General features: G+C 71.6%; 19 protein-coding genes. 15 read left to right on the plus strand and 4 right to left on the minus strand.

All coding sequences use genetic code 11. The features are described from left to right. Nucleotides 1-30: 30 nt before the first annotated feature. From AC07FY_RS20680 to AC07FY_RS20725, 10 genes are all read left to right on the plus strand, one after another. Nucleotides 31-969 (plus strand): dihydrodipicolinate synthase family protein, encoded by a 939-nt coding sequence (locus AC07FY_RS20680; protein ID WP_479008196.1) that lies wholly within the window; start codon nucleotides 31-33, stop codon nucleotides 967-969. Nucleotides 970-984: 15 nt separating this feature from the next. Further along, entirely contained in the window at nucleotides 985-1,989 is a 1,005-nt protein-coding gene (locus tag AC07FY_RS20685) for a proline racemase family protein (RefSeq protein WP_479008198.1), read from the plus strand. Beyond that, nucleotides 1,977-3,005: a proline racemase family protein gene (locus tag AC07FY_RS20690; RefSeq protein ID WP_479008354.1), complete on the plus strand. Its 1,029-nt coding sequence runs from the start codon at nucleotides 1,977-1,979 to the stop codon at nucleotides 3,003-3,005. Before AC07FY_RS20685 ends, AC07FY_RS20690 begins: the two co-directional genes overlap by 13 nt. Nucleotides 3,006-3,034: 29 nt before the next feature. After that, nucleotides 3,035-3,952, plus strand: a complete 918-nt coding sequence (locus tag AC07FY_RS20695) for an ornithine cyclodeaminase family protein (protein WP_479008356.1) — start codon at nucleotides 3,035-3,037, stop codon at nucleotides 3,950-3,952. A gap of 82 nt (nucleotides 3,953-4,034) precedes the next feature. Next, the gene (locus AC07FY_RS20700) at nucleotides 4,035-4,751 is read left to right on the plus strand and encodes a GntR family transcriptional regulator (protein WP_479008200.1); all 717 of its coding nucleotides are present in this window, start codon (nucleotides 4,035-4,037) and stop codon (nucleotides 4,749-4,751) included. 188 nt (nucleotides 4,752-4,939) lie between these two features. Next, the gene (locus AC07FY_RS20705) at nucleotides 4,940-6,685 is read left to right on the plus strand and encodes an ABC transporter substrate-binding protein (RefSeq protein WP_479008202.1); all 1,746 of its coding nucleotides are present in this window, start codon (nucleotides 4,940-4,942) and stop codon (nucleotides 6,683-6,685) included. A gap of 22 nt (nucleotides 6,686-6,707) precedes the next feature. Further along, nucleotides 6,708-7,721, plus strand: a complete 1,014-nt coding sequence (locus AC07FY_RS20710) for an ABC transporter permease (RefSeq protein ID WP_479008204.1) — start codon at nucleotides 6,708-6,710, stop codon at nucleotides 7,719-7,721. Further along, nucleotides 7,718-8,704 (plus strand): ABC transporter permease, encoded by a 987-nt coding sequence (locus AC07FY_RS20715; protein ID WP_479008206.1) that lies wholly within the window; start codon nucleotides 7,718-7,720, stop codon nucleotides 8,702-8,704. Before AC07FY_RS20710 ends, AC07FY_RS20715 begins: the two co-directional genes overlap by 4 nt. Then, nucleotides 8,704-9,714 carry an ABC transporter ATP-binding protein gene (locus AC07FY_RS20720; RefSeq protein ID WP_479008208.1) on the plus strand — a complete coding sequence of 337 codons (1,011 nt, stop codon included), beginning with the start codon at nucleotides 8,704-8,706 and terminating at the stop codon, nucleotides 9,712-9,714. Before AC07FY_RS20715 ends, AC07FY_RS20720 begins: the two co-directional genes overlap by 1 nt. Next, on the plus strand, nucleotides 9,711-10,688 hold the full coding sequence (locus AC07FY_RS20725; RefSeq protein ID WP_479008210.1) for an ABC transporter ATP-binding protein: 978 nt from the start codon (nucleotides 9,711-9,713) through the stop codon (nucleotides 10,686-10,688). The genes AC07FY_RS20720 and AC07FY_RS20725 overlap by 4 nt, the downstream gene beginning before the upstream one ends. Before the next feature lie 63 nt (nucleotides 10,689-10,751). On the opposite strand, the gene AC07FY_RS20730 is transcribed toward AC07FY_RS20725, so the two are convergent. Next, a complete protein-coding gene (locus AC07FY_RS20730; protein ID WP_479008211.1) occupies nucleotides 10,752-12,836 on the minus strand; it encodes a S9 family peptidase in 2,085 nt (694 codons plus the stop codon). An 83-nt stretch (nucleotides 12,837-12,919) separates the two neighbouring features. On the opposite strand from AC07FY_RS20730, the gene AC07FY_RS20735 reads away from it, so the two are divergent. Together AC07FY_RS20735 and AC07FY_RS20740 are read left to right on the plus strand one after the other, a co-directional pair. Beyond that, nucleotides 12,920-14,467 carry an MFS transporter gene (locus tag AC07FY_RS20735; protein ID WP_479008213.1) on the plus strand — a complete coding sequence of 516 codons (1,548 nt, stop codon included), beginning with the start codon at nucleotides 12,920-12,922 and terminating at the stop codon, nucleotides 14,465-14,467. A 2-nt stretch (nucleotides 14,468-14,469) separates the two neighbouring features. Then, complete coding sequence (locus AC07FY_RS20740) at nucleotides 14,470-15,708, plus strand: amidinotransferase (protein WP_479008215.1); 1,239 nt, start codon at nucleotides 14,470-14,472, stop codon at nucleotides 15,706-15,708. Nucleotides 15,709-15,882: 174 nt separating this feature from the next. Here the strand turns inward: AC07FY_RS20740 and AC07FY_RS20745 are convergent, their stop codons facing one another. The 3 genes from AC07FY_RS20745 to AC07FY_RS20755 form a co-directional block, all read right to left on the minus strand. After that, on the minus strand, nucleotides 15,883-17,265 hold the full coding sequence (locus AC07FY_RS20745) for a cytochrome P450 (protein WP_479008217.1): 1,383 nt from the start codon (nucleotides 17,263-17,265) through the stop codon (nucleotides 15,883-15,885). A 175-nt stretch (nucleotides 17,266-17,440) separates the two neighbouring features. Further along, on the minus strand, nucleotides 17,441-18,394 hold the full coding sequence (locus tag AC07FY_RS20750) for an excalibur calcium-binding domain-containing protein (protein ID WP_479008219.1): 954 nt from the start codon (nucleotides 18,392-18,394) through the stop codon (nucleotides 17,441-17,443). Nucleotides 18,395-18,651: 257 nt separating this feature from the next. Next, nucleotides 18,652-20,181 carry a helix-turn-helix domain-containing protein gene (locus AC07FY_RS20755; RefSeq protein WP_479008221.1) on the minus strand — a complete coding sequence of 510 codons (1,530 nt, stop codon included), beginning with the start codon at nucleotides 20,179-20,181 and terminating at the stop codon, nucleotides 18,652-18,654. Nucleotides 20,182-20,877: 696 nt separating this feature from the next. On the opposite strand from AC07FY_RS20755, the gene acnA reads away from it, so the two are divergent. The 3 genes from acnA (at nucleotide 20,878) to AC07FY_RS20770 (ending at nucleotide 26,298) form a co-directional block, all read left to right on the plus strand. After that, nucleotides 20,878-23,595, plus strand: a complete 2,718-nt coding sequence (gene acnA, locus AC07FY_RS20760) for an aconitate hydratase AcnA (protein WP_479008358.1) — start codon at nucleotides 20,878-20,880, stop codon at nucleotides 23,593-23,595. A gap of 314 nt (nucleotides 23,596-23,909) precedes the next feature. After that, nucleotides 23,910-25,334, plus strand: a complete 1,425-nt coding sequence (gene ngcE / locus AC07FY_RS20765; protein ID WP_479008223.1) for an N-acetylglucosamine/diacetylchitobiose ABC transporter substrate-binding protein — start codon at nucleotides 23,910-23,912, stop codon at nucleotides 25,332-25,334. Nucleotides 25,335-25,353: 19 nt separating this feature from the next. After that, nucleotides 25,354-26,298, plus strand: coding sequence for a carbohydrate ABC transporter permease (locus AC07FY_RS20770; RefSeq protein ID WP_479008224.1), 945 nt, complete (start codon nucleotides 25,354-25,356; stop codon nucleotides 26,296-26,298). Nucleotides 26,299-26,308 lie beyond the last annotated feature (10 nt).

The following is a 26,308-nucleotide window of genomic DNA, read 5'->3' on the forward strand; positions in this document are numbered from 1 at the left end:
ATGTCACACACCACACTAGGGAGTCATCACATGACCGACGCGCCCACCCCCGCGCCCCGCACGACCCCCGGCCCGGACACCCGCACCCGCCCCTGGCACGGCATCATGGTCGCCACCGCCCTCCCGCTGCGCGAAGACCTCGGCGTCGACTACGACGCCTACGCCGAACACGTGGCCTGGCTGATCGCCAACGGCTGCGACGGCGTGGTCCCCAACGGTTCCCTCGGCGAGTACCAGACCCTCACCGACGAGGAGCGGGCCCGGGTCGTGCGCACCGCCGTGGAGGCGGCGGGCGACGGCGCCCGCGTCATGCCCGGCGTCGCCGCCTACGGCAGCGCCGAAGCCCGCCGCTGGGCCGACCAGGCCGCCGAGGCCGGGGCCGGCTCCGTCCTGCTGCTGCCGCCCAACGCCTTCCGGGCGGACGAGGAGACCGTGCGCGCCCACTACGCGGAGGTCGCCCGCGCCGGGCTGCCCGTCGTCGCGTACAACAACCCCCACGACACCAAGGTGGACCTGGTCCCCGCGCTGCTGGCCCGCCTGCACGCCGACGGGTCCGTCGTCGCCGTCAAGGAGTTCAGCGGCGACGTGCGCCGCGCCTACGAGATCGCCGAACTCGCCCCCGGCCTGGACCTGCTCATCGGCGCCGACGACGTCCTGCTCGAACTGGCCCTGGCCGGCGCCGTCGGCTGGATCGCCGGCTACCCCAACGCCCTCCCGCGCTCCTGCGCCCGCCTCTACCGGGCCGCCGTCGCGGGCGACCTCGACACCGCACTGCCGCTCTACAAGGCCCTGCACCCGCTGCTGCGCTGGGACTCCAAGACCGAGTTCGTGCAGGCCATCAAGTTGTCCATGGACCTGGCGGGCCGCCCCGGCGGGCCCACCCGCCCGCCGCGCTCCCCCCTGACCGGCGACACCGAGGCCGCCGTCCGCGCCGCCACCGAGAAGGCCCTGGCCGAGGGCCTCGACTAGCAGACGGGAAGAACCATGCGCACGCGACACGTCTACCACGCGGTGGACTCGCACACCGAGGGCATGCCGACCCGCGTCATCACGGGCGGCGTCGGCGTGGTCCCCGGCGCCACCATGGCCGACAAGCGGCTCCACTTCATCGAGCACATGGACCGGGTGCGGACCCTGCTCATGTACGAGCCGCGGGGGCACGCCGCGATGAGCGGCGCCATCCTCCAGCCCCCCACCCGCCCCGACGCCGACTTCGGCGTGCTCTACATCGAGGTGTCCGGCCTGCTGCCCATGTGCGGGCACGGCACCATCGGCGTCGCCACGGTCCTCGTCGAGACGGGCATGGTGCCCGTCGTCGAACCGGTCACCACCGTCCGGCTCGACACCCCGGCGGGACTGGTGAGCGTCGACGTCCGCGTCGAGGACGGGGCGGCCACGGCCGTCACCTTCACCAACGTCCCCTCCTTCTGCGTCGGCCTCGGCCTGAAGACCGAGGTCCCCGGCTTCGGCACGGTCCGCTACGACCTCGCCTACGGGGGCAACTTCTACGCCTTCGTGGAACTCGACGAGCTCGGCCTGCCCTTCGACCGCGCCCGCAAGGGCGACCTGATCGAGGCGGGGCTCGCCGTCATGGCGGCGGTCAACGCGGGCGCGGACCGGCCCGTCCACCCCGAGAACTCCTCCATCGCCGGGGTCAAGCACGTCTACCTGGCCGCCCCCGGCTCCGACGCCCGCCGCTCCCGGCACGCCATGGCCATCCACCCGGGCTGGTTCGACCGCTCGCCGTGCGGAACGGGCACGAGCGCGCGCATGGCCCAGCTGCACGCCCGCGGGCAACTGGAGCTCGGCGCGGACTTCGTCAACGAGTCCTTCATCGGGAGCGAGTTCACCGGCCGGCTGGTGAGCGAGACCACCGTCGCCGGGCGGCCCGCCGTGGTCCCCACCGTCACCGGCCGGGCGTGGATCACCGGCACGGCCCAGTACTTCCTCGACCCGGCCGACCCCTTCCCCGGAGGATTCCTCCTGTGATCACCGTCCGCACCACGGACTACCACACCGCCGGAGAGCCCTTCCGGATCGTCGACGCCGCAGCCGAGGGGATCGGGCCCGTCCCCGGGGACACCGTCGCCGAACGCTGCGCCACCGCCGTCGGGCCCGGCGGCTCGGGGACCGCCCCGCGCCGGGGTGCGCTGGACGACGTACGGCGGATGCTCGTCCAGGAGCCGCGCGGCCACGCCGGGATGTACGGGGGGTTCGTCGTCCCGCCCGATGACGACGGGGCGCACTTCGGCGTGCTGTTCTGGCACAAGGACGGCTTCTCCACCGCCTGCGGGCACGGCACCATGGCCCTCGGCGCGTGGGCCGTGGACACCGGCCGGGTCGCGGCCCCCGACGACGGCGACGCCCAGGTGCGCATCGACGTACCCTCCGGGCGGGTCACCGCCACCGTGCACCGGGACGGCGGCCGCACCACCGGCGTCACCTTCCGCAACGTCCCCGCCCGGGTCGGGGCCCGCAAGGTGCCCGTGGCGACCACCCTCGGCATGGCGGAGGTCGACATCGCGCACGCCGGGGCCTGTTACGCCTCGCTCGCCGCCCGCGACCTCGGCCTCGGCGTCGACCGCGGTGCGCTGCCCGAACTGGTGCGGGCCGGGCGGGAGATCCGGGCCGCGCTGGCCACCCACCCCGCCGCCTGGCACCCCGGCGGCCCGCTGCTGTCCGGGGTCTACGGGGTGGTCCTGTACGAGGAACTCCCCGACACCCCCTTCGGTCCGCACCAGCGCAACGTCACCGTCTTCGCCGACGGGCAGATCGACCGCTCGCCCTGCGGCTCCGGCACCTCGGCGCGGCTCGCGCTGCTCGCGGAGGACGGCCGGCCGGGTCCCGGCGAGGACCTGCTGCACGAGTCGGTGACGGGCACGGTGTTCACCGGACGGATGCTCGCCGACGGCGTCACGGAGGTGACCGGCACGGCCTACCGCACCGGCGAACACGTCTTCACGGTGGACCCGCACGACCCCCTCGGGGCGGGGTTCCCCCTGTGAGCGCGCCACCGTGGTTCGGCGCCGCCGACATGGCCGAGCTGCTCACTCCGGCGGCCGCCGCCGACGCCCTGGCCGGCGCGCTGCGGGCCGGCCTGGACCCGGAGGGCTGCCCGCCCCGGACGGTGCTCGGGGTGCCCGGCGGCGAACTGCTGCTGATGCCCGCCGCCTCCGGCTCGTACGCCGGGGTGAAGGCCGTCGGGGTGTCCCCGCGGAACCCCGCCCGCGGGCTGCCCCGGATCACCGGCACCTTCCTGCTGCTGGACGGGCCCACCCTGCGCCCGCTCGCCCTGCTCGACGGCGCGGCCCTCACCGCCCTGCGCACCCCGGCGGTTTCGGCCCTGGCGCTGCGCCACCTGGCTCCGGCCGGGCGGCCGCTGCGGCTGGTGCTCTTCGGCTCGGGCCCCCAGGCGTACGGGCACCTGGCGGCGACCCTCGCCGTGCGGGACCTGGCGGAGGTGGTGGTCGTCGCCCGGCGGCCCGAGGGCGCGCGGGAGCTCGCCGGGCACGCCCGCGCCCTCGGCCTCACCGCCCGGACCGGCACCGCGCGGGACGTGGCCGACGCCGACCTGGTCATCTGCTGCACCACCGCCCGCGAGCCCCTCTTCGACGGGCGGCTGGTGGGCCCCGGGGCCACGGTCGTGGCCGTCGGTTCCCACGAGCCGACGGCCCGGGAGACGGACACCGCCCTCGTGCGACGCGCGGCGGTGTACGTGGAGTCGCGGGCTGCGGCCCTGCGCGAGGCGGGGGACCTGCTGGTTCCGGAGGCCGAGGGCGCCATCGGGCCCGGGCACATCACCGGTACCCTCGCCGACCTCGTCACGGGGCGGCTGCCGGCGGCCGGGACGCCCGGTTGTCCACAGCTCTTCAAGAGCGTGGGCATGGCCTGGGAGGATCTTGCCGTGGCGGTCGCGGTGTTCGAGACCGCGGGAGCCAGCAGAGAAACGTGACATTGTACGCTGTTCCTCTGCCCAGAGCTGAAGGTGCCCCGGCGGCAGCCGGGGGAGTGTCGGGCGTCGCGGAGGAAGAGCAATGGGTGACCTGAAGCAGCACAGTCTCATCAAGGCCCAGGAACGGCTCCGGGACCAGGTCGGCCACGCCTTGCGAGCCGCTCTGATAGCGGGTGAGCTGCGCCCCGGCAGCGTCTACTCGGCGCCCGGCCTCGCGGCCGAACTCGGCGTATCCGCCACCCCGGTGCGCGAGGCGATGCTCGACCTCGCCCGCGAGGGCCTGGTCGAGCCCGTCCGCAACAAGGGGTTCCGCATCACCGAGGTGAGTGAGCGCGACCTCGACCAGTACACCGAGCTGCGCACGATGATCGAGGTACCGACCATCGGCCGGATCACCGAGACCGCCACGGCCGAGCAGCTGGAGGCGCTGCGCCCCATCGCCGAGGAGATCGTGACCAGCGCCCGCGAGCACAACCTCATCGGCTACCTGGAGGCCGACCGCCGCTTCCACCTCACCCTGCTCGGGCTGTCGGGCAACGACCGCCTGGTGGAGACGGTCGGCGACCTGCGCAAGCGCTCCCGGCTGTACGGGCTGACCGGTCTGGACGAGGCCGGCAAGCTGGTGTCCTCGGCGCAGGAGCACCTCGAACTGCTCGACCTGATGCTCTCCGGTGACGCCGGAGCCGCCGAGGCGTGCATGCTCCGCCATCTCGGCCACGTCCGCTCGCTGTGGGCCCAGGGCCGCGACGAGCCGGTGGGCCGCACCCCCGGCGGCCTCGGAGGCACCGCCAGGGGCTGACCGCCGCAACCGCCGACCGCCGCCCGTCCCCGAGGGCCCGGACCGTTCTGGTCCGGGCCCAACTCGCTTGCCGGGCCCGCCCTTTGGACACGGCTGGATAACGGCGAGCCCAACCCCTTGTCAGTGCAATTTCACATTACTATGTTACCGGTCACATCATAGAGCGCGGCCCTTCACTGGAGTGACCCATGACCAAGCGCACCCAACTCGCCCTCGCCACCACGGTGGTGGCCGCTCTCGCACTCGGCGTCTCGGGTTGCTCCGGCACCGCGAAGAAGGGCCAGGGAGGGGGCGCCGCCGAGAACCCCGCGGCCGCCAACGACGGCAAGGTCCTCGGCGGCACCCCGGTCAAGGGCGGCACCCTCACCGTCCTGTCCAACCAGGACTTCGCCCATCTCGACCCCGCCCGCAACTGGGTCATGCCGACCATGGACTTCGGGACCCGGCTGCTCTACCGCACCCTGGTGACCTTCAAGGCCGAACCGGGCAAGGCCGGCAGCGAACTCGTCCCCGACCTCGCCACGGACCTCGGCACCCCGTCCAACGGCGGCCGCACCTGGACCTTCACGCTCAAGGAAGGCGTCAAGTACGAGGACGGCTCACCCGTCAGGGCCCAGGACGTCAAGTACAACGTCGAGCGCTCCTTCGCCCCCGACCTCACCGGCGGCCCGGACTACGCCGCCCAGTACCTGGCCGGCGCCGAGGGGTACAAGGGCCCGCTCCAAGGACAGCACCTCGACTCCGTCAAGACCCCGGACGACCGCACGATCGTCTTCGAACTGCGGCGGCCCGTCGCCGAGTTCTCCGCGACGGCCACCCTGCCCACCTTCGCGCCGGTCCCCCAGTCCCAGGAGAAGGGCACCCAGTACGACGCCCGGCCGTTCTCCTCCGGCCCGTACAAGATCGAGTCCTACGACCGCGACAAGAAGCTGGTCCTGGTCCGCAACGAGCACTGGGACGCCGCGACCGACCCCGTGCGCAAGGCATACCCGGACCGGTTCGTCGTCGTCATGGGCCTCAAGGGCGGCCAGATCGACGACCGGATCATCGCCGGCGAGGGCCCCGACGCCTCCGCCGTCCAGTACGCGGACATGCGGCCCGAGAGCGCACCCAAGGTGCTCCCCAAGCCGGAGGTCAAGGCGCGGCTGCTCGCCGAGTCCCAGGGCTGCACCGAGATGCTCCACCTGAACAACTCCCGGGCGCCGTTCGACGACCCCAAGGTCCGCGAGGCCATGCAGTACGCCGTCGACAAGGAGGCCGTGATCACCGCGGGCGGCGGCCCGGCCCTGAACGAGGCCGCCACCGCCTACCTGCCCCCGGCCCTCTCCGGCGGCAAGCAGGCCGACACCCTGAAGATCGCCCCCGCAGGCGACCCGGCCAAGGCCCGGGAGCTGCTCAAGGCCGCGGGCAAGGACAAGCTCAAGGTCTCCCTGGCCGTCTCCACCGGCGACAAGGGCAAGGCGGAGGCCATCCAGCAGGGCCTGGCCCGCGTCGGCATCGAGGTCGTCGTCGACACCGTCGACCCCGGCGCCTACTACGACGTCATCGGCGACCTCGCCACCACCCCCGACATGACCCTCAGCGGCTGGTGCCCCGATTACCCCTCGGGCTCCACCTGGATCCCCTTCGTCTTCGACGGACGCACCATCAAGGACAAGGGCAACCAGGGCAACTACAGCCAGTTCCGCGACGAGGCGACCATGAAGCGCATCGACGAGATCAACGCCATGGCCGACGCCCAGCAGGCCAACCGGGCCTGGGCCGAACTCGACGCCGAGCTCATGAAGAAGTCCCCGGCCGTCCCGGTCCTGCTGGAGCGCAAGCCGCTGCTCGTCGGCCCCAACATCGCGGGGGCCTTCGGCCACCCGGTGTGGACCGGCACCATCGACTACGCCACCGTCGGCCTCAAGGACCCCTCGAAGAGCCAGGGCTGAGGAAGACGGAGCCCCCGACACCATGACCACCACCGCACCGGGCGCCGGCGGCCAGGCGTCCCCGCCCCCGGCCCCGGTCCCGGGCGGCGCACCGGCCCCCGGCGCCGCCCAGGACGGGCCGCCCGCCGCGACCCCGCCCGGCAGCAGCCCCTGGCAGCTCGCCCGGCGGGAACTGCGCCGCCGCCCCGCCGTCCGCGTCAGCCTCGGCGTCGTCCTGCTCTTCGTCCTCATGGCCGTCACCGCCCCCTGGCTCGGCGCGCTCGGCGGCTGGTCGCCCGAGGAGTTCGACAAGACCGCCGTCGACCCCTACCTGGGCGGCCTGCCGCTGGGCTCCTTCGGCGGGATCAGCCCCGAGCACTGGCTCGGCGTCGAACCCGTCACCGGACGCGACCTGTTCGCCCGGGTGGTCCACGGTGCCCGGGTCTCCCTGCTCATCGCCTTCGCCGCCACCGCCATCGTGGTGCTCGCCGGTACCGCCGCGGGAATCGCCGCCGGCTACTTCGGCGGCCGCACCGACGCGGTGCTGTCCCGGCTGATGGACCTGACCATGTCCTTCCCGTCCCTCATCTTCATGATCGCGATGCTGTCCGTGGCCAAGGACGTGAACCGGATGGTCCTGATGACCGCCGTCATCGGGGTCTTCGGCTGGCCCGGCGTCGCCCGCGTCGTCCGCGGCCAGACGCTCTCCCTCAAACACCGGGAGTACGTGGACGCCGCCCGCGTCGGCGGGTCGAGCGCGTGGCGGATCCTGACCCGCGACATCCTGCCCGGCGTGGCGGGCCCGGTCATCGCCTACACCACCCTGCTCGTCCCCGGCATGATCAGCACCGAGGCCGCGCTCAGCTACCTCGGCGTGGGCGTCCGCCCTCCCACCCCCTCCTGGGGCCAGATGATCGCCGAGTCCGTCGCCTTCTACGAGACCGACCCCATGTACTTCGTCATCCCGAGCCTCTTCCTCTTCCTCGCCGTGCTCGCCTTCACCCTGCTCGGCGACGCCCTGCGCGACATCCTCGACCCGAGGGGCGGCCGCACGTGATCCTCTACCTCGCCCGCAGGCTCCTCGCGCTGGCCGGCGTGCTCCTCGCCATCGCCGCCGTCACCTTCCTCATCTTCTACGTCCTGCCCTCCGACCCGGCCGCCGCTGCCTGCGGCAAGACCTGCAGCGCCGAACGGCTCGCCGACGTACGGGCCCACCTGGGCCTCGACCAGCCCCTGTGGCGGCAGTTCGCCGACTTCCTGACCGGCATCTTCACCGGCCGCACCCTGGGCACCGGCCAGTACGCCGTCCAGTGCGACTTCCCCTGCCTCGGCTACTCCTACGACAACTCCCTGCCCGTCTGGGACCTGCTCATGGACCGGCTCCCGGTCTCCGCCTCCCTCGCCGTCGGCGCCGCCGCGCTCTGGCTCGTCCTCGGCCTCGGCGCCGGGGTCACCGCCGCCCTGCGCAAGGACACCGCCACCGACAAGGCCCTGATGGTCGGCGCCGTCGCCGCCGCCTCCCTGCCCGTCTACTTCACCTCCGTGATGCTCATCTACGGAGTCATCCGCATCGCCGGCCTGCTGCCCTACCCCACCTACCAGGCGTTCACCGACGACCCGCTGGGCTGGGCCGCCAACCTCCTGCTGCCCTGGACCGCGCTCGCGCTGCTCTACGCCGCCATGTACGCCCGCCAGAGCCGGGGTTCGATGATCGAGGCGATGGCCGAGCCGTACATCCGTACCGCCCGCGCCAAGGGCATGCCCGAGCGCACCGTCGTCGTCAAGCACGGACTGCGCTCCGCCATGACCCCCGTCCTCACCATCTTCGGCATGGACCTCGGCGGACTGCTCGCCGGAGCGGTGATCACGGAGTCCATCTTCGGACTGCCCGGCGTCGGACGGCTGTTCTACGGGGCACTGGTCAGCTCCGACCAGCCCGTGGTGCTCGGGGTCACCCTGCTCGCCGCCTTCTTCATCGTCGTCGCCAATCTCGTCGTCGACCTCCTCTACGCCGTCGTCGACCCGAGGGTGAGGTACTGATGGCCGCCGCAACCACCGCTCCGCTGCTGGAGGTCCGCGACCTGCGCGTCACCTTCACCACCCCGCGCGGCACCGTACGGGCCGTCGACTCGCTGGGCTTCACCGTCGAGGCCGGCCGCACGCTCGGCATCGTCGGCGAGTCCGGCTCCGGCAAGTCCGTCACCTCGCTGGCCCTGATGGGCCTGCACCGGGACGGAGCCGAGGTCACGGGCTCCGTGGCGCTGGCCGGACGGGAGCTGACCGGCCTCGGCGAACGGGAACTGGCCCGGATCCGCGGCCGCCGCATGGCGATGATCTTCCAGGACCCGCTCTCCAGCCTCCACCCCTACTACACCGTCGGCGAGCAGATCGCCGAGCACGTCCGGGTGCACTTCAAGGCCGGGCGGGCCGCCGCCCGCCGACGCGCCATCGACATGCTCGGCGAGGTCGGCATCCCGCAGCCGGCCCGCCGCGCGGGAGAGTACCCGCACCAGTTCTCCGGCGGCATGCGCCAGCGCGCGATGATCGCCATGGCGCTGGCCTGCGAGCCCGAGCTGCTCATCGCCGACGAGCCGACCACCGCCCTGGACGTCACCGTCCAGGCCCAGATCCTGGAGCTGATCGCGAGGCTCCAGCAGGAGCGCGGGCTCGGCGTCGTGATGATCACCCATGACCTGGGTGTCGTCGCCCGCGTCGCCCACGAGGTACTGGTCATGTACGGCGGCCGGGCCGCCGAACAGGCCCCGGTCGACGACCTGTTCACCGGGCCCGCGCACCCCTACACCCGCGGCCTGCTCGACTCGCTGCCCCGCCTGGACAGCGCCGAGGACCAGCCGCTGCCGTCCATCCCCGGCTCCCCGCCCTCCCTGCTCCTGCCCGTCCCGGGCTGCGCCTTCGCCCCGCGCTGCCCGCTCGCCGCCGAGCGCTGCACCGGGGAACGCCCGGAGCTGCGCGGGCACGGGAGCACCCCCGGCCGGACGGTGGCCTGCCACTTCGCCGGCGCCCGTCCCGTCGAGGAGGCGGCCCGATGACCACGACCGAACCACTCCTGTCCGTACGGGACCTCACCATGACCTTCCCCGGGAAGCGCTCCGCGACCGGGCGCCGGGGGGCGCCCGTGCGCGCCGTGGACGGGGTCTCCTTCGATCTGGGGCCCGGCCAGACCCTGGGCCTGGTGGGGGAGTCGGGCTGCGGGAAGTCCACCACGGGCCGGATGCTCGTACGCCTCCTGGAACCCACCTCGGGGCGGGTCGCCTTCGAGGGCGAGGACATCACCCGCCTCTCCCAGAGAGAGCTGCGGCCCCTGCGCAGGAACATCCAGATGGTCTTCCAGGATCCGCACTCCTCCCTCAACCCCCGCCAGACCGTCGCCCGCGTCATCTCCGACCCCCTGCTGGTCCAGGGCTGGAGCGCGGCCGACGCCCGCCGCCGCGCGGCGGAGCTGATGGACCTGGTCGGCCTGATCCCCGAGCACATCGACCGCTATCCGCACGAGTTCTCCGGCGGCCAGGCCCAGCGCATCGGCATCGCCCGCGCCCTGGCGACCAGCCCCCGCCTGGTCGTCGCCGACGAGCCGGTCTCCGCCCTCGACGTCTCCGTACAGGCCCAGATCGTCAACCTGATGGAGCGGCTGCGCGCCGAACTGGGCCTGGCGTACGTGTTCATCGCGCACGACCTGTCCGTCGTCAAACGGGTCAGCGACCGGGTCGCCGTCATGTACCTCGGCCGGATCGTCGAGATCGGGGACAAGCACTCCCTCTACGCCGACCCCCAGCACCCCTACACCCGGGCTCTGCTGTCGGCCGTCCCCCTCCCCGACCCGGCCGCGGAACGCCGCCGGGAGCGGATCGTCCTGCTCGGCGACCCCCCGAGCCCGGCCGACCCGCCACCGGGCTGCACCTTCCACCCCCGGTGCCCGAAGGCCCAGCTGATCTGCCGCACCGACCGACCGCTCCTGAAAACCGCCGCCTCACGACAGGTGGCCTGCCACTTCCCGGGTGACTGACGGGGATCCACGGGAAGAGGGGGCCCCGGAGACAACGGCGTCTTCCGGGGCCCCTGCGTGGCGTCAGGCCAGTTCGCGGTGGAAGAAGGCCAGTTCCTGGGCCATCACCTTCTCGCGCGTCCCGCCCGGGGTCATGTGCGTGACGCCCGGCAGGGCGAGGAGCTGGTGGGGGCGGCCCGCGTCCGTGAGGGCCTGGGACAGGCGCAGCGTGTGGGAGGGGTGGACGTTGTCGTCGGCGAGCCCGGTGACCAGCAGGAGCGGGCGGGTCAGCCTCGGGGCGTCGGGCAGCAGCGAATCCCGGTCGTAGACCTCCGGGTTCTCCTGCGGCAGGCCCAGGTAGCGCTCGGTGTACGCCGTGTCGTAGTACCGGAAGTCGGTCGGGGCGGCCCCGGCAACCGCCGCGTGGAAGACGTCCGGGCGGCGCAGCACCGCCATGGCCGCGAGGTAGCCGCCGTAGGACCAGCCGCGGATGCCGACCCGGCCGAGGTCCAGATCGCGGTGGCGGGCGCCGAGCGCCCGGAGCGCCGCGACCTGGTCCTCCAGGGTGACCTCGCTGAAGCCGCGGTACACGGCGTGCGTGAAGGCGGGGGAGACGTGCGGGGTCCCCCGGTTGTCGGCCGTCACCACCGCGAAGCCCTGGTCCGCCCACCACTGCCGGGCCTGCCAGCGGCGCGGCTCGGCGGACACGTCCTGGAAGCCGGGGCCGCCGTAGCCGTCCACCAGGACGGGCAGTCGCCGCCCCGGTACGTGGTCGCGGGGAAGGACCAGGGCGGTGGGGACACCGTGCTCGGTGACCCGCTCCAGGACCGGCGCCACCCGGTACGGCAGGGGCTGGGACAGGTCCCGGGGGACGAACTCCCGCCCGTCGGCGGTCCGTACCAGGCGCCGGACGCCCCCGGCGTCGGCGGAGGTGAGCAGCAGGGTTCCACCGCCGGCCTGGACGCCGTGCACGCCGGGGCCGTCGGCGAGCGGAGCCGTCTCCCCGGTCGCCGGGTCGAGCAGCAGGACCTGCTGCTCGGCGGGATCGCGCAGGCCGGCCTCGATCAGCAGCCGGTCCCGGTGGATGCCGGCCACCCGGCGGACCTGCGTCCCGTCGCCGGTGAGCGGCTTCCCGTCGACCGCGAGGGCCCTGGCGGCGCCCGCGGGGGTGTCGGCGGCGGTCAGCATCCGTCCGTCGGGGAGCCGCGCCGGGGTGCCGGGCAGGGGATCCACCCACCGCGGGTGCGTGGTGCGGGACAGCTCCCGGGTGCGGCCCGTCGCCGGATCGGCGCAGAGCAGCAGGACGGTGCGCTGGAGGCGGTCCTGGACCGTCAGCAGGATCTCCTGCGGCGACTCCCAGCCCGCGTCGGACACGTAGGGGTAGGTCTCGGCGTCCCAGTCCAGCCGTATCCGCTCACCGTCCGGGCGCAGCACCCACAGCTGCACATCGGCGTTGGGCCCGCCCGCCTGCGGGTAGGCGAAGTCCTCGGCCGGGAGCTCCGGTCGCGCGGGATCGGCGAAGTACCGCCGCTGGAGGCCGGATTCGTCGACGCGCGCCGCCAGCAGGGTCGCCCCGTCCGGGGACCACCAGTGGCCGCGGGAGCGGCCGAGCTCCTCGGCCGCGGCGAACTCGGCCACGCCCCAGCGGGCCCCGTCGTCCGGGCTGACCCGGCCACCCGGGGCGACGTGCAGGGCGTCGCCGCTGACGTAGGCGGTGCGGGAGCCGTCGGCGTTGGGGCGCGGATCCAGAGCGGGTCCGGTGACCTCGGGGACGGGCGCGGGCCGGCGGGCGCCCGGGGCCGTTCTCTCCGCGCCGTCCGTGCGGGCACTGACCTGGTAGAGCCGCCCGTACAGCGCGAAGACGGCGCTGCGCCCGTCGCCCGACAGCGCGTAGGAGCCGATGCCCGCGGCGACCAGCCGGATCCGTTCGCGCAGGCGGCGCTCGGCGAGCGGCAACTCACCGCCGGAAGGGGCCAGTTCCCGCGGATCGGCGAGGAGGGATTCGACGCCGGTGGCCGTGTCGAGGGCCCAGAGGGAGTCGACCGGGTCGGTGGGGCCGGTCGACCGGAGGAACCACAGCAGCCGGCCGTCGTCGCCGAAGGCGAAGGCGCGGGGGGCACCGTGGGTGTACCGGGCGGTGCTCGCTGAGAGCCTGAGGAAGTCATCCATTGCCGTAGTGTGACATGTGAAATATCACCGGGACTAGACCGTTCGAGTGGTGACCCCCCGCGTACGGGCTTAGCGTCGACAGGGTGGACCCGAACACTCCGCCCACCAGCGCCGGGACCGACGGCACGGTCCGAAGAAGCGGGAACGGACTCGCGCTCTTCGTCATCGCGTGCTGCCAGCTCATGGTGGTCCTCGACATCACCATCGTGAACATCGCGCTGCCGCACATCCAGAGCGCGCTCGACTTCTCCACCGAGGACCTCTCCTGGGTGGTCAACGCCTACACGCTCACCTTCGGCGGACTGCTGTTGCTCGGCGGGCGCGCCGGCGACATCCTCGGCCGCAAACGGGTCTTCATCTTCGGCATCCTGCTCTTCGGCCTGGCCTCCCTCCTCGGCGGATTCGCGCAAGGCCCCGGCCAGTTGATGGCCGCCCGGGCCCTGCAGGGCGTCGGCGGGGCCATCGCCTCCCCGACCGCCCTCGCGCTGATCACCACGACCTTCCCCGAAGGGCCCGCCCGCAACCGGGCGTTCGGCGTGTTCGCCGGCGTCTCGGCCGGCGGCGGCGCCATCGGCCTCCTCGCGGGCGGCATGCTGGTCACCTGGCTCGACTGGCGCTGGGTGCTCTTCGTCAACGTCCCGATCGCCGTCCTCATCGCCGTCCTGGGCGCGAAGGTCATCCGGGAGTCCGAACGCCACCCGGGCCACTTCGACCTCGCGGGCGCGCTGCTGTCCACGGTCGGCATGGTCGCACTGGTGTACGGGTTCATCCGCGCGGCCCAGGAGGGCTGGCGCGACCCCTGGACGCTGGCCTCCTTCGGCGTCGCGGTGGTCCTGCTGACCCTGTTCGTCCTCAACGAGCGGCGGTCGCCCCAGCCGATCACCCCGCTGCACATGTTCGCCGACCGCAACCGGGCCGGGACGTACGGGATCATGCTGTTCCTCGCCTGCGCGATCTTCGGCATGTTCTTCTTCCTGACGCTGTTCGTGCAGCTCGTGCTCGGCTTCAGTCCGCTGCGCGCCGGCCTCGCGTTCCTGCCGGTGAGCGCCGTGATCGCGGTGGGCGCCGCGCTCACCTCCCACCTGCTGCCGAAGTTCGGCCCCAAGCCGTTCATGGTCGGCGGCGCGCTGAGCTCCGCGGCCGGACTCGGCTGGTTGACACAGGTCGACATCCACTCGACGTACCTGGGCAGCATCCTGGGCCCCATGCTGCTCTTCGCCCTCGGCATGGGCCTGCAGTTCGTCTCGCTGACGCTGATGGCCCTGTCGAACGTCCCCGACCGGGAGTCGGGCGCGGCGTCCGGCCTGCTCAACGCCACGCAGCAGGTGGGCGGTTCGCTCGGCCTGTCGATCCTGGTGACCGTCTTCGGCACGGTCAGCCGCAACGAGGCCAAGGCGCAGGTGCCGGACTTCCTGCGCACGGCCGACCCCGAACAGCGGGCCTCATTCGTACGCACCGGACAGTTCCCGAAACCCTGGAGCGACCTGGTGCTCACCTCGGGCATCGGGGCGGCCTTCACCGTGGCCGCCCTGTTCACCCTCGTCGGAGCACTGATCGCACTGTTCGTGATCCAGGTCCGGCCCTCGGACCTCGAACGCCTCCAGGGCAACCACACCACGGCGAAGGTCTGACCATGGCAACGGAACCGATGGCAGAACGCGGTGCGGGACCGGGCGCGGAGCCGCTTGCGGCCCTCGTCCGGGAACCCGCCCCGGAATGTGTCCCCGTCCCCGAATCCGACCCCGTCTCCGACCCCGAATCCGCCCTCCACCCCGAACCCGTCCCCGAGCCTCCCGTCTCGCCGGTCAGCTCGCACAACGAGTGGGACCCCCTGGAGGAGGTGCTCGTCGGGCGGCTCGACGGCGTGACCATCCCCTCCAAGCACCCGGTCGTGTCCTGCAACATCCCACCGTGGGGCGCCCGGCTCCAGGGACTCGCCGCCGGGCTGAAGTACCCGCGCATGCTGATCGGGCCGGCGCAGGACGAACTCGACCGGTTCGTCGACCTCCTCCAGAGCCTCGGCGTCACCGTCCGGCGGCCGGACGCGGTCGACCACGGGCAGCGCTTCGCCACTCCCGACTGGTCCTCGCGCGGGTTCTCCAACACCTGCCCGCGCGACAGCATGCTCGTGATCGGCGACGAGATCATCGAAACCCCGATGGCCTGGCCGTGCCGGTACTTCGAGACGCACTCCTACCGCACGGTCCTCAAGGACTACTTCCGCCGCGGCGCGCGCTGGACGTCCGCGCCCAAGCCGCAGCTCACCGACGAACTGTTCGAGGAGGACTTCCGGATCCCCCGGGCCGGCGAACCCATGCGGTACATCCTCACCGAGTTCGAACCGGTCTTCGACGCGGCGGACTTCGTTCGCGCCGGCCGCGACCTCTTCGTCACCCGGAGCAACGTCACCAACCGCATGGGCATCGAGTGGCTGCGCCGCCATCTCGGACCCGGCTACCGCATCCACGAGATCGAGAGCCGCTGCCGCACGCCGATGCACATCGACACCACGTTCGTCCCGCTCGCCCCCGGCAAGGTGCTGGTCAATCCCGAGTACATCGACGTCGACCGGCTGCCCGAGGTCCTGAGATCGTGGGACGTGCTGACCGCGCCCGAGCCCGACCCGATCGACGACCGCCTGCTGCGGATCACCTCGATGTGCGGCAAGTGGCTCAGCATGAACGTGCTGATGGTCGACGAGCACCGGGTGATCGCGGAACGGCACCACACCGGCATGCTGCGCGCACTGGAGCGGTGGGGCTTCGAACCGATCCCCTGCGACCTGCTGCACTACGCGCCGTTCGCCGGCTCGTTCCACTGCGCCACCCTCGACGTCCGACGCCGCGGCACGCTCGAGTCGTACGTCGACTGAGCCCCGGCCAAGCTGGGCCCTGTCGTCGAAGTCGCGCCTGGCCCGCGACGCCCGGCACCGCACCTCGCCGCGTTGTCGGGGCGCGAGTACGCCCAGTACACGGGCGCCCCTCCGCCGTGCGATGCACGGCACCGGACGCCGCGGACCTGACCGGCGCCACTGTGACGACAGGACCTAGGACGCCGGTCGGCGCACCCGGCAGCGCAGGGGACCCTTGGCGCCCAGCGTGATGCCCGCGCCGAGCGGGACATCGGTGTCGACGGCCTCGAACTCGTACGCCCGCAGGATCATCGCCAGCGCGATCACCGATTCCAGCATCGAGAAGTGCTGCCCGATGCAGGCCCGCGGCCCGCCGCCGAACGGGAACCAGGCGTAACGCGGCCGGCCGGCCTCCGCCTCCGGCGTGAAACGCTCCGGGTCGAAGCGGTCCGGTGCCGGCCAGTGCCGCGGATCGCGGTGCGTCACCCACGGCGCCAGGATCACGTTCGCACCCGCCGGGATGGTGTACCCGCCGACCTCGGCGGCGGCGACGGCGTTGCGACCGATCACCGGAGCGGCCGGGTAGAGCCGCATGGTCTCCTTCAGGACCCGGGTGAGGTAGGGGAGCCGGTCCATGTCTGCGGCGTCGGGCGTCCGGTCGCCCAGGACCCGGGTGATCTCCGCGCGGGCCCGGCGCTGCTCCTCGGGGTTACGGGCCAGCAGGTGCAGGGCGAAGGCGAGCGAGGTCGCGGTCGTCTCGTGCCCGGCGAGCAGGAAGATCAGCACCTGGTCACGCAGTTCCACGGCGTCGAACTCCGCGTCGTCCTCGCTCCTCGCGGCGGCGAGCAGCGTCAGCAGGTCCTCCCCCTCACCGGCCGCGGAGCCGGCGCGCCGCTCCCCGATGATCCGGTCGCAGACCGCGTGCAGCTCGTCCATCGCGGCGGCGGCCCGCCTGTTGCCCGGAGTGGGCCAGCCGCGCGGGACGCTGGCGGGGGAGTACCCGCGGCGCAGCACGTACTGCGTGATGACCGGAAAGCACCGGTCCACGACATCGACCGTGGCCTCCACGTCGGTCCCGAACAGGATCCGGGCCACCGCGCGCAGAGCCAGGTGCATCATCTGGCCGGACAGGTCGACCACGCCACCCGCGGCCCCCTCCCAGGCGGAGAGGACCGCCTCGGTCTCGGCGGCGACCGCCCCCGCGTACCCGTCCACCCGGCGCCGCGTGAACAACGGCTGTACCAGCCGCCGCTGGCGCAGGTAGTCCTCGTCCTGACTGGTCAGCAGCCCGTTGCCGAGGGAGTCCCGGATCTCCTGGTAGAAGCGGTTGTCCTTGCGGAAGTTGGCCGCCTCCGAGGCGAGCACCTGCTGCGCCCCCTCGGCGGAGAACACGCAGTACAACTCGGCGCGCAGCCCGGGCGGCCCGGCCACGATCCGCACGACCTCCCCGTGCTCCTGCCGGGCCCGCAGATACGTCCCGAGCGAGTCGTCCCGCAGGGCGAACAAGGACCCCACCACCGGCGCCCCCGCCAGGACCGGCGCCTGCACACCCCGCCCCGAACCCACCCCGACCACCATGTCCCGCCGCCCCCAGTCCCCGCAGCCGTGTCCGCAAAGCCCGATTCTGCCGGTCACCGCCCGGTGCGGGCGAGGATCCCGGCCAAAACGGCCGGATACCGACGACGCAACCGGACCGGCGGGGGCCGGGCCGTTCAGGCCCGAACGCTGCCCGGGGCGCCGGCCCCCGTCTCCCTCACTCGCAGGCCACGCCGTCGCCGTCACGGTCGAGGTGCCTGCCGTAGCCGGGGTCGCCGCGCCGGATCGGGTCGGCTCCCGCCGCGCGGACGGCGGTGCAGTTCTTGTAGGAGACGCTGCCGCCACCCTCCGTGGAAGCCCCGCCGGAGCCGTCATCGTCGCGGCTCGGCGGCGGCGGTGGCGGGGTCGGGTCGGGGTGCAGCTCGCTGTGCGCGTCGGCGGGGCAGGGCGTGCCGGGTCCGGTGAGGGTGAGGCGGGCGGTCGTGGACTTCGGGCTCCGGACCTCCTTGCCTTCGGCGGGGTCCTGGAAGCAGACGGTCCAGTCGTCCACGGCTGCGGGGAGGGTGACGTCGGTGTAGGCGCTGAGCGGCTCGATCGTCCCGAAACCCATCGGCCCGAGGGCCCCGGACGCCTTCGCGAAGGTCAGGCCGATCACCTTCGGCGTCTTCGGGTAGGGGATCGGCTCGCCGTCCTTGGCAGGGCAGGGGACCTCGTTGCGGACGACACCGAAGTCGAGCGTCGGGAGGCTGCCGATCCGATGGACCGCCGGGGCCTGGAAACACACCTTCCAGTTGTCGTCGTCCCACTGTCCGGCGTCACTGTCGGCGGCATCGTGGGAGACCGCGTCGTACCCGGCCGCGGAAGCCGCGGACTTGGCCGCCCTCAGGTTCTGGCCGACGAAGCTGGGCGGAGGGGCGGGACTCGGGCTGGAGCTCGGCGCGGGGGAGGCGGCCGCCTGCGGCTTCGCATCGGCTTCGGCCTCCTTCGGCGGGTCGCCGAGGAAGGGGGTGACGAACCACAGCCCCGCGAGGACCGTGGCGACGATCTTCTTGCCCTTGCCCCAGCGACCCGTCCAGAGCAGGGCCATGCCGACCGGAGGTATGAGGACGAGGGCGGTGATGACGAGCGCGGGATGGTGCCACCAGCGCCGGACGGGCGCGGGCGCGGGCATGGGTGGGTAGGGGCGCGGCGGCGGGTACACGGCTCTCCAGGATCGCGAGGATCGAAACTGCGGGGGCGTGGTGCAGGGGACAGGCCGGGGGATGGGCTGGAGAGACTACCGAGAAAGTTGAAGACCGTATGGGCAAGTGCGGAAAGTGGGGTGACATGGTGACGTCGCCCCACGCCGAAGAGGCCCCTTCCGCTCTGTGGTCAGAGGGGGAGGGGCCTCGGGTGCCGCCCCGGTGTGGCGCGGGTGGCGGCGGTGTGTCAGATGTCGCGGAAGATCTCGATCTGGGCGCCCACCGAGTTGAGGCGTTCGGCCAGTTCCTCGTAGCCGCGGTTGATGACGTAGACGTTGCGCAGGACCGACGTGCCCTCCGCCGCCATCATCGCGAGGAGGACGACCACCGCGGGGCGCAGGGCCGGGGGGCACATCATTTCCGCGGCGCGCCAGCGGGTGGGGCCCTCGACCAGGACGCGGTGGGGGTCCAGGAGTTGGAGGCGGCCACCGAGGCGGTTGAGGTCGGTCAGGTAGATGGCGCGGTTGTCGTAGACCCAGTCGTGGATCAGGGTCTGGCCCTGCGCCACGGCGGCGATGGCCGCGAAGAACGGGACGTTGTCGATGTTCAGCCCGGGGAACGGCATCGGGTGGATCTTGTCGATCGGCGCTTCGAGTTTCGACGGGCGGACCGTGAGGTCGACCAGGCGGGTGCGGCCGTTGTCCGCGCTGTACTCCGCCGAGCGGTCGTGGTCCAGGCCCATCTCCTCCAGGACCGCGAGCTCGATCTCCATGAACTCGATCGGGACGCGCCGGATCGTCAGCTCGGACTCCGTGACCACGGCGGCGGCGAGCAGGCTCATCGCCTCGACCGGGTCCTCGGAGGGGGAGTAGTCCACGTCCACGTCGATGTTCGGGACGCCGTGGACGGTCAGGGTCGTGGTGCCGATGCCCTCCACCTTGACGCCCAGCGCCTCCAGGAAGAAACACAGGTCCTGGACCATGTAGTTGGAGGAGGCGTTGCGGATGACCGTGACGCCGTCGTGCCGGGCGGCGGCCAGGAGGGCGTTCTCGGTGACCGTGTCCCCGCGTTCGGTCAGCACGATCGGGCGGTCCGGGGAGATCCCGCTCGCGACCTGGGCGTGGTAGATGCCCTCGGTCGCGGTGATGTCCAGGCCGAAGCGGCGCAGGGCGATCATGTGCGGCTCGATCGTGCGCGTGCCCAGGTCGCAGCCGCCCGCGTACGGGAGGCGGAACTTGTCCATCCGGTGCAGCAGGGGGCCCAGGAACATGATGATGCTCCTGGTCCGGCGGGCGGCGTCCGCGTCCATGGACTCCATGTCGAGGCGGGCCGGGGGGATCAGCTCCAGGTCCACGCCGTCGTTGATCCAGCGGGTGCGCACCCCGATGGAGCCGAGTACCTCGAGGAGGCGGTAGACCTCCTCGATGCGGGCGACGCGCCGGAGGACCGTACGGCCCTTGTTGAGCAACGAGGCGCACAGCAGGGCGACACAGGCGTTCTTGCTCGTCTTCACATCGATGGCACCGGACAGCCGGCGGCCGCCGACGACGCGCAGGTGCATCGGGCCGGCGTAACCGAGGGAGACGATCTCGCTGTCGAGGGCCTCGCCGATACGGGCGATCATCTCAAGGCTGATGTTCTGGTTCCCGCGCTCGATCCGGTTCACGGCGCTCTGGCTGGTGCCGAGTGCGTCGGCGAGCTGACTCTGTGTCCAGCCCCGGTGCTGCCGGGCGTCACGGATGAGCTTGCCGATGCGTACGAGGTAGTCGTCTGCCATGGCTGCACCGTATCTCAGATATGAGATGTTGATCGCGCGGGGGTAGGCCGAACGGGTGTTACCGATCGTCAGATCCCCTGCTGGGCCAGGCGGGAGGGGACGGCGCGGCCGGTGCCATTTCTGGTCGTCTGCCCTTTTTGCGGCAGGGGTACGCGGGTCACCTGCCAGGATCGCCTGCACGGGCCACTGAGCGCACTCGACGCCCTCGACGCACCGGCCCCGCCGGCCCGGCTGCCGCCCCGCCTGCGACGCGCGCGCCGTTGCCGCTCGCGGCCCGGTCGGCGTCCGCTCGGGATCCGCTTCGAGGCCGGCGGCGCCAGCCGCCCGCCCCACTGGGCCGCGCGGGTGAGGGCCCCGGCGTGCCCGGCGGCGGAGTCCGGCCGTGACCACCGTCACCCCCGCTCCCGAACGGATTGCCGGGTTCGCGGCGTCCGCGCTGGTCACGTCGAACACACCGGGGCATGCGGAATCACCCGGCCGGTGCCCGGCCCCCGCATCTCACCGGGTGCGCACCTCGTCCCGGCCCGCCGACATGTACTAGAGTTATCTCGACATCGAGATATCTGCCGAAGACGTACCGCAGCCGCCCCCGCTGGTAAGGGTTACCTAACTTAGCCTGACCTTAGCGGATTGGCCAAGGGGCGTGGCGGCAGGATGCGGTCATACGCGCGAAATTCATGCATGAAGGAGACTGTCGTGTCGGCGAACAGCTTCGACGCCCGCAGCACGCTGCAGGTGGGCGACGAGTCGTACGAGATCTTCAAGCTGGACAAGGTCGAGGGCTCCGCCCGCCTTCCCTACAGCCTGAAGGTCCTGCTGGAGAACCTGCTCCGTACCGAGGACGGCGCGAACATCACCGCCGACCACATCCGGTCGCTCGGCAACTGGGACTCGCAGGCCCAGCCCAGCGAGGAGATCCAGTTCACGCCGGCTCGCGTGATCATGCAGGACTTCACCGGTGTCCCCTGCGTCGTGGACCTCGCCACGATGCGCGAGGCCGTGAAGGCCCTCGGCGGCGACCCGGCGAAGATCAACCCGCTCTCGCCCGCCGAGATGGTCATCGACCACTCGGTCATCGCCGACAAGTTCGGCACGAAGGACGCCTTCGCGCAGAACGTCGAGCTGGAGTACGGCCGCAACAAGGAGCGCTACCAGTTCCTGCGCTGGGGCCAGACCGCCTTCGACGACTTCAAGGTCGTCCCCCCGGGCACCGGCATCGTCCACCAGGTCAACATCGAGCACCTGGCCCGCACGGTCATGGTCCGTAACGGCCAGGCCTACCCCGACACCCTCGTCGGCACCGACTCGCACACCACCATGGTCAACGGCCTGGGCGTGCTGGGCTGGGGCGTCGGCGGCATCGAGGCCGAGGCCGCGATGCTCGGCCAGCCGGTCTCCATGCTGATCCCGCGCGTCGTCGGCTTCAAGCTGACCGGCGAGCTGCCCACCGGCACCACCGCCACCGACCTGGTGCTGACGATCACCGAGATGCTGCGCAAGCACGGCGTCGTCGGCAAGTTCGTCGAGTTCTACGGTGAGGGCGTCGCTGCCACCTCCCTCGCGAACCGCGCCACCATCGGCAACATGTCGCCGGAGTTCGGCTCCACCGCCGCGATCTTCCCGATCGACGACGAGACCCTGAAGTACCTGCGCCTGACCGGCCGCGACGCCCAGCAGGTCGCGCTCGTCGAGGCGTACGCCAAGGAGCAGGGCCTGTGGCTGGACCCGGCCGCCGAGCCGGACTTCTCCGAGAAGCTGGAGCTCGACCTCTCCACGGTCGTCCCCTCCATCGCCGGCCCGAAGCGCCCGCAGGACCGCATCGTCCTGGCCAACGCCGCCCAGCAGTTCGCCCAGGACGTGCGCAACTACGTGGACGACGTGGACGAGGCGGGCAAGGAGTCCTTCCCGGCCTCCGACGCCCCGGCGAACCACCCGAACGGCACCCCGTCGAAGCCGACCCTGGTCACCCTGGCCGACGGCTCGTCCTTCGAGATCGACCACGGCGCCGTCACCGTCGCCGCCATCACCTCCTGCACCAACACCTCGAACCCCTACGTCATGGTCGCCGCGGCGCTCGTGGCCAAGAAGGCGGTCGAGAAGGGCCTGACCCGCAAGCCGTGGGTCAAGACCACCCTGGCCCCGGGCTCGAAGGTCGTCACCGACTACTTCGACAAGGCCGGCCTGACCCCGTACCTCGACAAGATGGGCTTCAACCTCGTCGGGTACGGCTGCACCACCTGCATCGGCAACTCCGGTCCGCTGGACGAGGAGATCTCGAAGGCGATCAACGAGCACGACCTCGCGGTCACCTCGGTGCTCTCCGGCAACCGCAACTTCGAGGGCCGGATCAACCCCGACGTCAAGATGAACTACCTGGCCTCCCCGCCGCTGGTCGTCGCGTACGCCATCGCGGGCTCCATGAAGGTGGACATCACCACCGAGGCCATCGGCGTCGACACCGAGGGCAACCCGGTCTTCCTCAAGGACATCTGGCCCTCCGAGGCCGAGGTCAACGACGTCGTGGCGAACGCCATCGGCGAGGACATGTTCAGCAAGTCCTACCAGGACGTCTTCGCGGGCGACGCCCAGTGGCAGGCGCTGTCGATCCCGACCGGCAACACGTTCGAGTGGGACCCGCAGTCCACCTACGTCCGCAAGCCCCCGTACTTCGAGGGCATGACCATGGAGACCACCCCGGTCTCCGACATCGCCGGCGCCCGCGTGCTGGCGAAGCTGGGCGACTCGGTCACCACCGACCACATCTCCCCGGCCGGTGCGATCAAGGCCGACACCCCGGCCGGCAAGTACCTCACGGAGCACGGCGTCGAGCGCCGCGACTTCAACTCCTACGGTTCCCGCCGCGGCAACCACGAGGTCATGATCCGCGGTACCTTCGCCAACATCCGCCTGCGCAACCAGATCGCGCCGGGCACCGAGGGCGGCTTCACCCGCGACTTCACGGTCGAGGGCGCGCCGGTCTCCTTCATCTACGACGCCTCGCAGAACTACCAGGCCGCCGGCATCCCGCTGGTCATCCTGGCGGGCAAGGAGTACGGCTCCGGCTCCTCGCGCGACTGGGCCGCCAAGGGCACCGCGCTGCTCGGCGTCAAGGCCGTCATCGCCGAGTCCTACGAGCGCATCCACCGCTCCAACCTGATCGGCATGGGCGTCCTGCCGCTGCAGTTCCCGGAGGGCGCCTCGGCCGCCACCCTGGGTCTGACCGGCGAGGAGACCTTCTCCTTCACCGGTGTGGAGGAGCTGAACAACGGCACCACCCCGCGCACGGTCAAGGTGACCACCGACACCGGTGTGGAGTTCGACGCGGTCGTCCGCATCGACACGCCGGGTGAGGCGGACTACTACCGCAACGGCGGCATCATGCAGTACGTGCTCCGCAACCTGATCCGCGGCTGAGCACCCCGCGGTCCGGCTCCGGACCACCGCCGAAGGGCCGTATCCCCGTCGAAGGGGGTGCGGCCCTTCCGCTTGCCCGGCACCCGCCGCAGATGACGGCCAGGTCTCAACTCGGAAAAGCCGGGCGCCATACGTGTGCATGATCTTGCTCACGTGAGCGGAAGTGGACTATACCTGTGCCCGTCCGGATCACCGCGAGACGAGCGGCCCGGACCGGGGGGATGGGCGGGGACCTGCGGCGATGCCCGCACGCACGGCAGCCGCCGTGAATCCCCGGCCTCCTTCACACTTCTGACGAAGGCGAGGACATGAGCATGGGATCCACTGGTGAGGGCGTCGGGCGCCGTGATCTGATCAAGCGCTCCGCAGCACTCGGACTGATCACGGTGCCGACGATGGGCTTCCTGTCCGCCTGCGCCTCCGGCGGCGAGGAGAGCACGAAGGGCCCCGACAAGGGCGTCGTCTCCAAGGAGAACCCCTTCGGCGTGGCCAAGGGCGGCAAGCTGGACGTCGTGGTCTTCAAGGGCGGCTTCGGCGACGACTACGCCAAGGCATGGGAGGCCGCCTTCGACAAGAAGTGGGGCACGACCAGCTCCCACCTGGGCACCCAGGAGATCACCGCCAAGCTCCAGCCGCGCTTCAACGGCGGCAACCCGCCGGACGTCGTCGACGACTCCGGCGCCCAGCAGATCAAGCTGGACGTGCTCGCCAAGGGCAACCAGCTCGCCGACCTCACCGCCGTGCTCGACGCGCCCTCGCTGGACGACCCGACCAAGAAGGTGCGCGACACGCTGGTCCCCGGCGCTGTCGAACAGGGCATGCTGGGCGGCAAGTTCGTCACCCTGAAGTACGTCTACGCGGTGTTCGGCCTCTGGTACTCCGGCAAGCTCTTCAAGGAGAAGGGCTGGACCCCGCCGAAGACCTGGGACGAGTTCCTGGCCGTCTGCACCCAGGCCAAGGAGGCGGGCATCGGCGGCCTCGCCCACCAGGGGAAGTTCCCGTACTACATCAACGTGGTCATCATGGACCTGATCGCCAAGAAGGGCGGTCTGGACGCCATGAAGGCGATCGACCACCTGGAGCCGAACGCCTTCGCGGGCAACCCGGCCGCCCTCGCCGCGGTCGAGGCGGTCTACGAGGTGGTGGAGAAGGGCCTGCTGATGCCCGGCACCAACGGCCTCACCCACACGGAGTCCCAGACCGCCTGGAACCAGTACAAGGCCGCCTTCATCCCCTCCGGCTCCTGGCTGGAGAACGAGCAGCTGAAGCAGACGCCCGAGGACTTCGACATGAAGTTCCTGCCGGTCCCGCTGCTCGCCGACAGCAAGCTGCCGGCGGAGGCCGTCCGGGCCGGCGTCGACGAGCCCTTCATCGTGCCCGAGAAGGCCGCGAACAAGGCCGCGGGCATGGAGTTCCTCCGCTCGATGCTGTCCCGCGAATGGTCGACGATCTTCGCCCAGCAGGCCAACTCGCTCACCGTCGTCAAGGACGGCGTCGACCCGAGCGTGAAGCTGCGGCCCGGCACCCAGTCGGCGGTGGACGCGCTCAAGGCCGCCGGTGACAACACCTTCAGCTACCGCTACCCCGACTGGTACAGCGAAATGGACACCGAGATCCAGAACGCGTCCAATGAGCTGATGGCGCAGCGGATCCAGCCGAAGGAGTGGATCAAGCGGGCCCAAGCTGCGGTAGACAAGGCGGCCAAGGACCCGAACGCCAAGAACAACCGCCGCAGCTGACACCGCAGGGACGGACACCATGAGCCACGTAGCCCAGGGCAGGGGGCGGGCCGGTTTCATCACCGGCTTCCTCTTCGCGCCCCTCGCGCTGTACCTGACCTTCGTCATCTGGCCGTACGTGCAGACGTTCGGGTACTCCTTCACCAACTGGTCCGGCCAGTCCCCGACGTTCGATTTCGTCGGACTGGACAACTACGCGACGTTGCTGAACGACGAGGTCTTCCGCGGCGCGCTGTGGCACAACCTGCTGCTCCTGGTGTTCGTCCCGGTCATCACCATCCTGCTCGCCCTCTTCTTCGCCTTCATGGTGAACGCGGGAGGGCGCAGCGGGGCCGGCGGCGTGCAGGGCGTCAGCGGCTCCCGCTTCTACAAGGTCGTCTACTTCTTCCCGCAGGTCCTCTCGCTGGCCATCCTCGCGGTGCTCTTCGGCGCGATCTACCGCAGCGACGAGGGCGGCCTGCTCAACGGCTTCCTCGTCAAGCTGGGCCTGATCTCCCCGCAGCACCCGGTCGAATGGCTCAACGAGCCGAACTTCGTGCTCTGGTGCCTGCTCTTCGTGGTCGTCTGGCACGGCGTCGGCTTCTACCTCGTCCTGTTCTCCGCCGCCATGCAGTCCGTCCCCAAGGACATCTACGAGGCCGCCCTGCTCGACGGGGCCGGACGCGCCCAGACGTTCTTCAAGGTCACGCTGCCGCTGCTGTGGGATTCTGTGCAGACCTCCGCGGTCTACCTGGGCATCGCCGCGATGGACATGTTCGTCCTCGTGTCGACGATGACTTCCGGCCAGTTCGGCGGGGGACCCGACCACCACAGCGAGGTCATGGCGACGGTGCTGATGCGTAACTTCCTGTACTTCGGCAAGAGCGGCTACGCCTGCGCCATGGGCGTGGTCATGCTCGTCCTGACCATGATCCTCTCTGTCATCACGCTGCGTGCCACCCGCCGCGAGCGCATCGAGTTCTGAGCGGAGTCCC

It is taken from the genome of Streptomyces sp. NPDC045967, assembly GCF_056430495.1.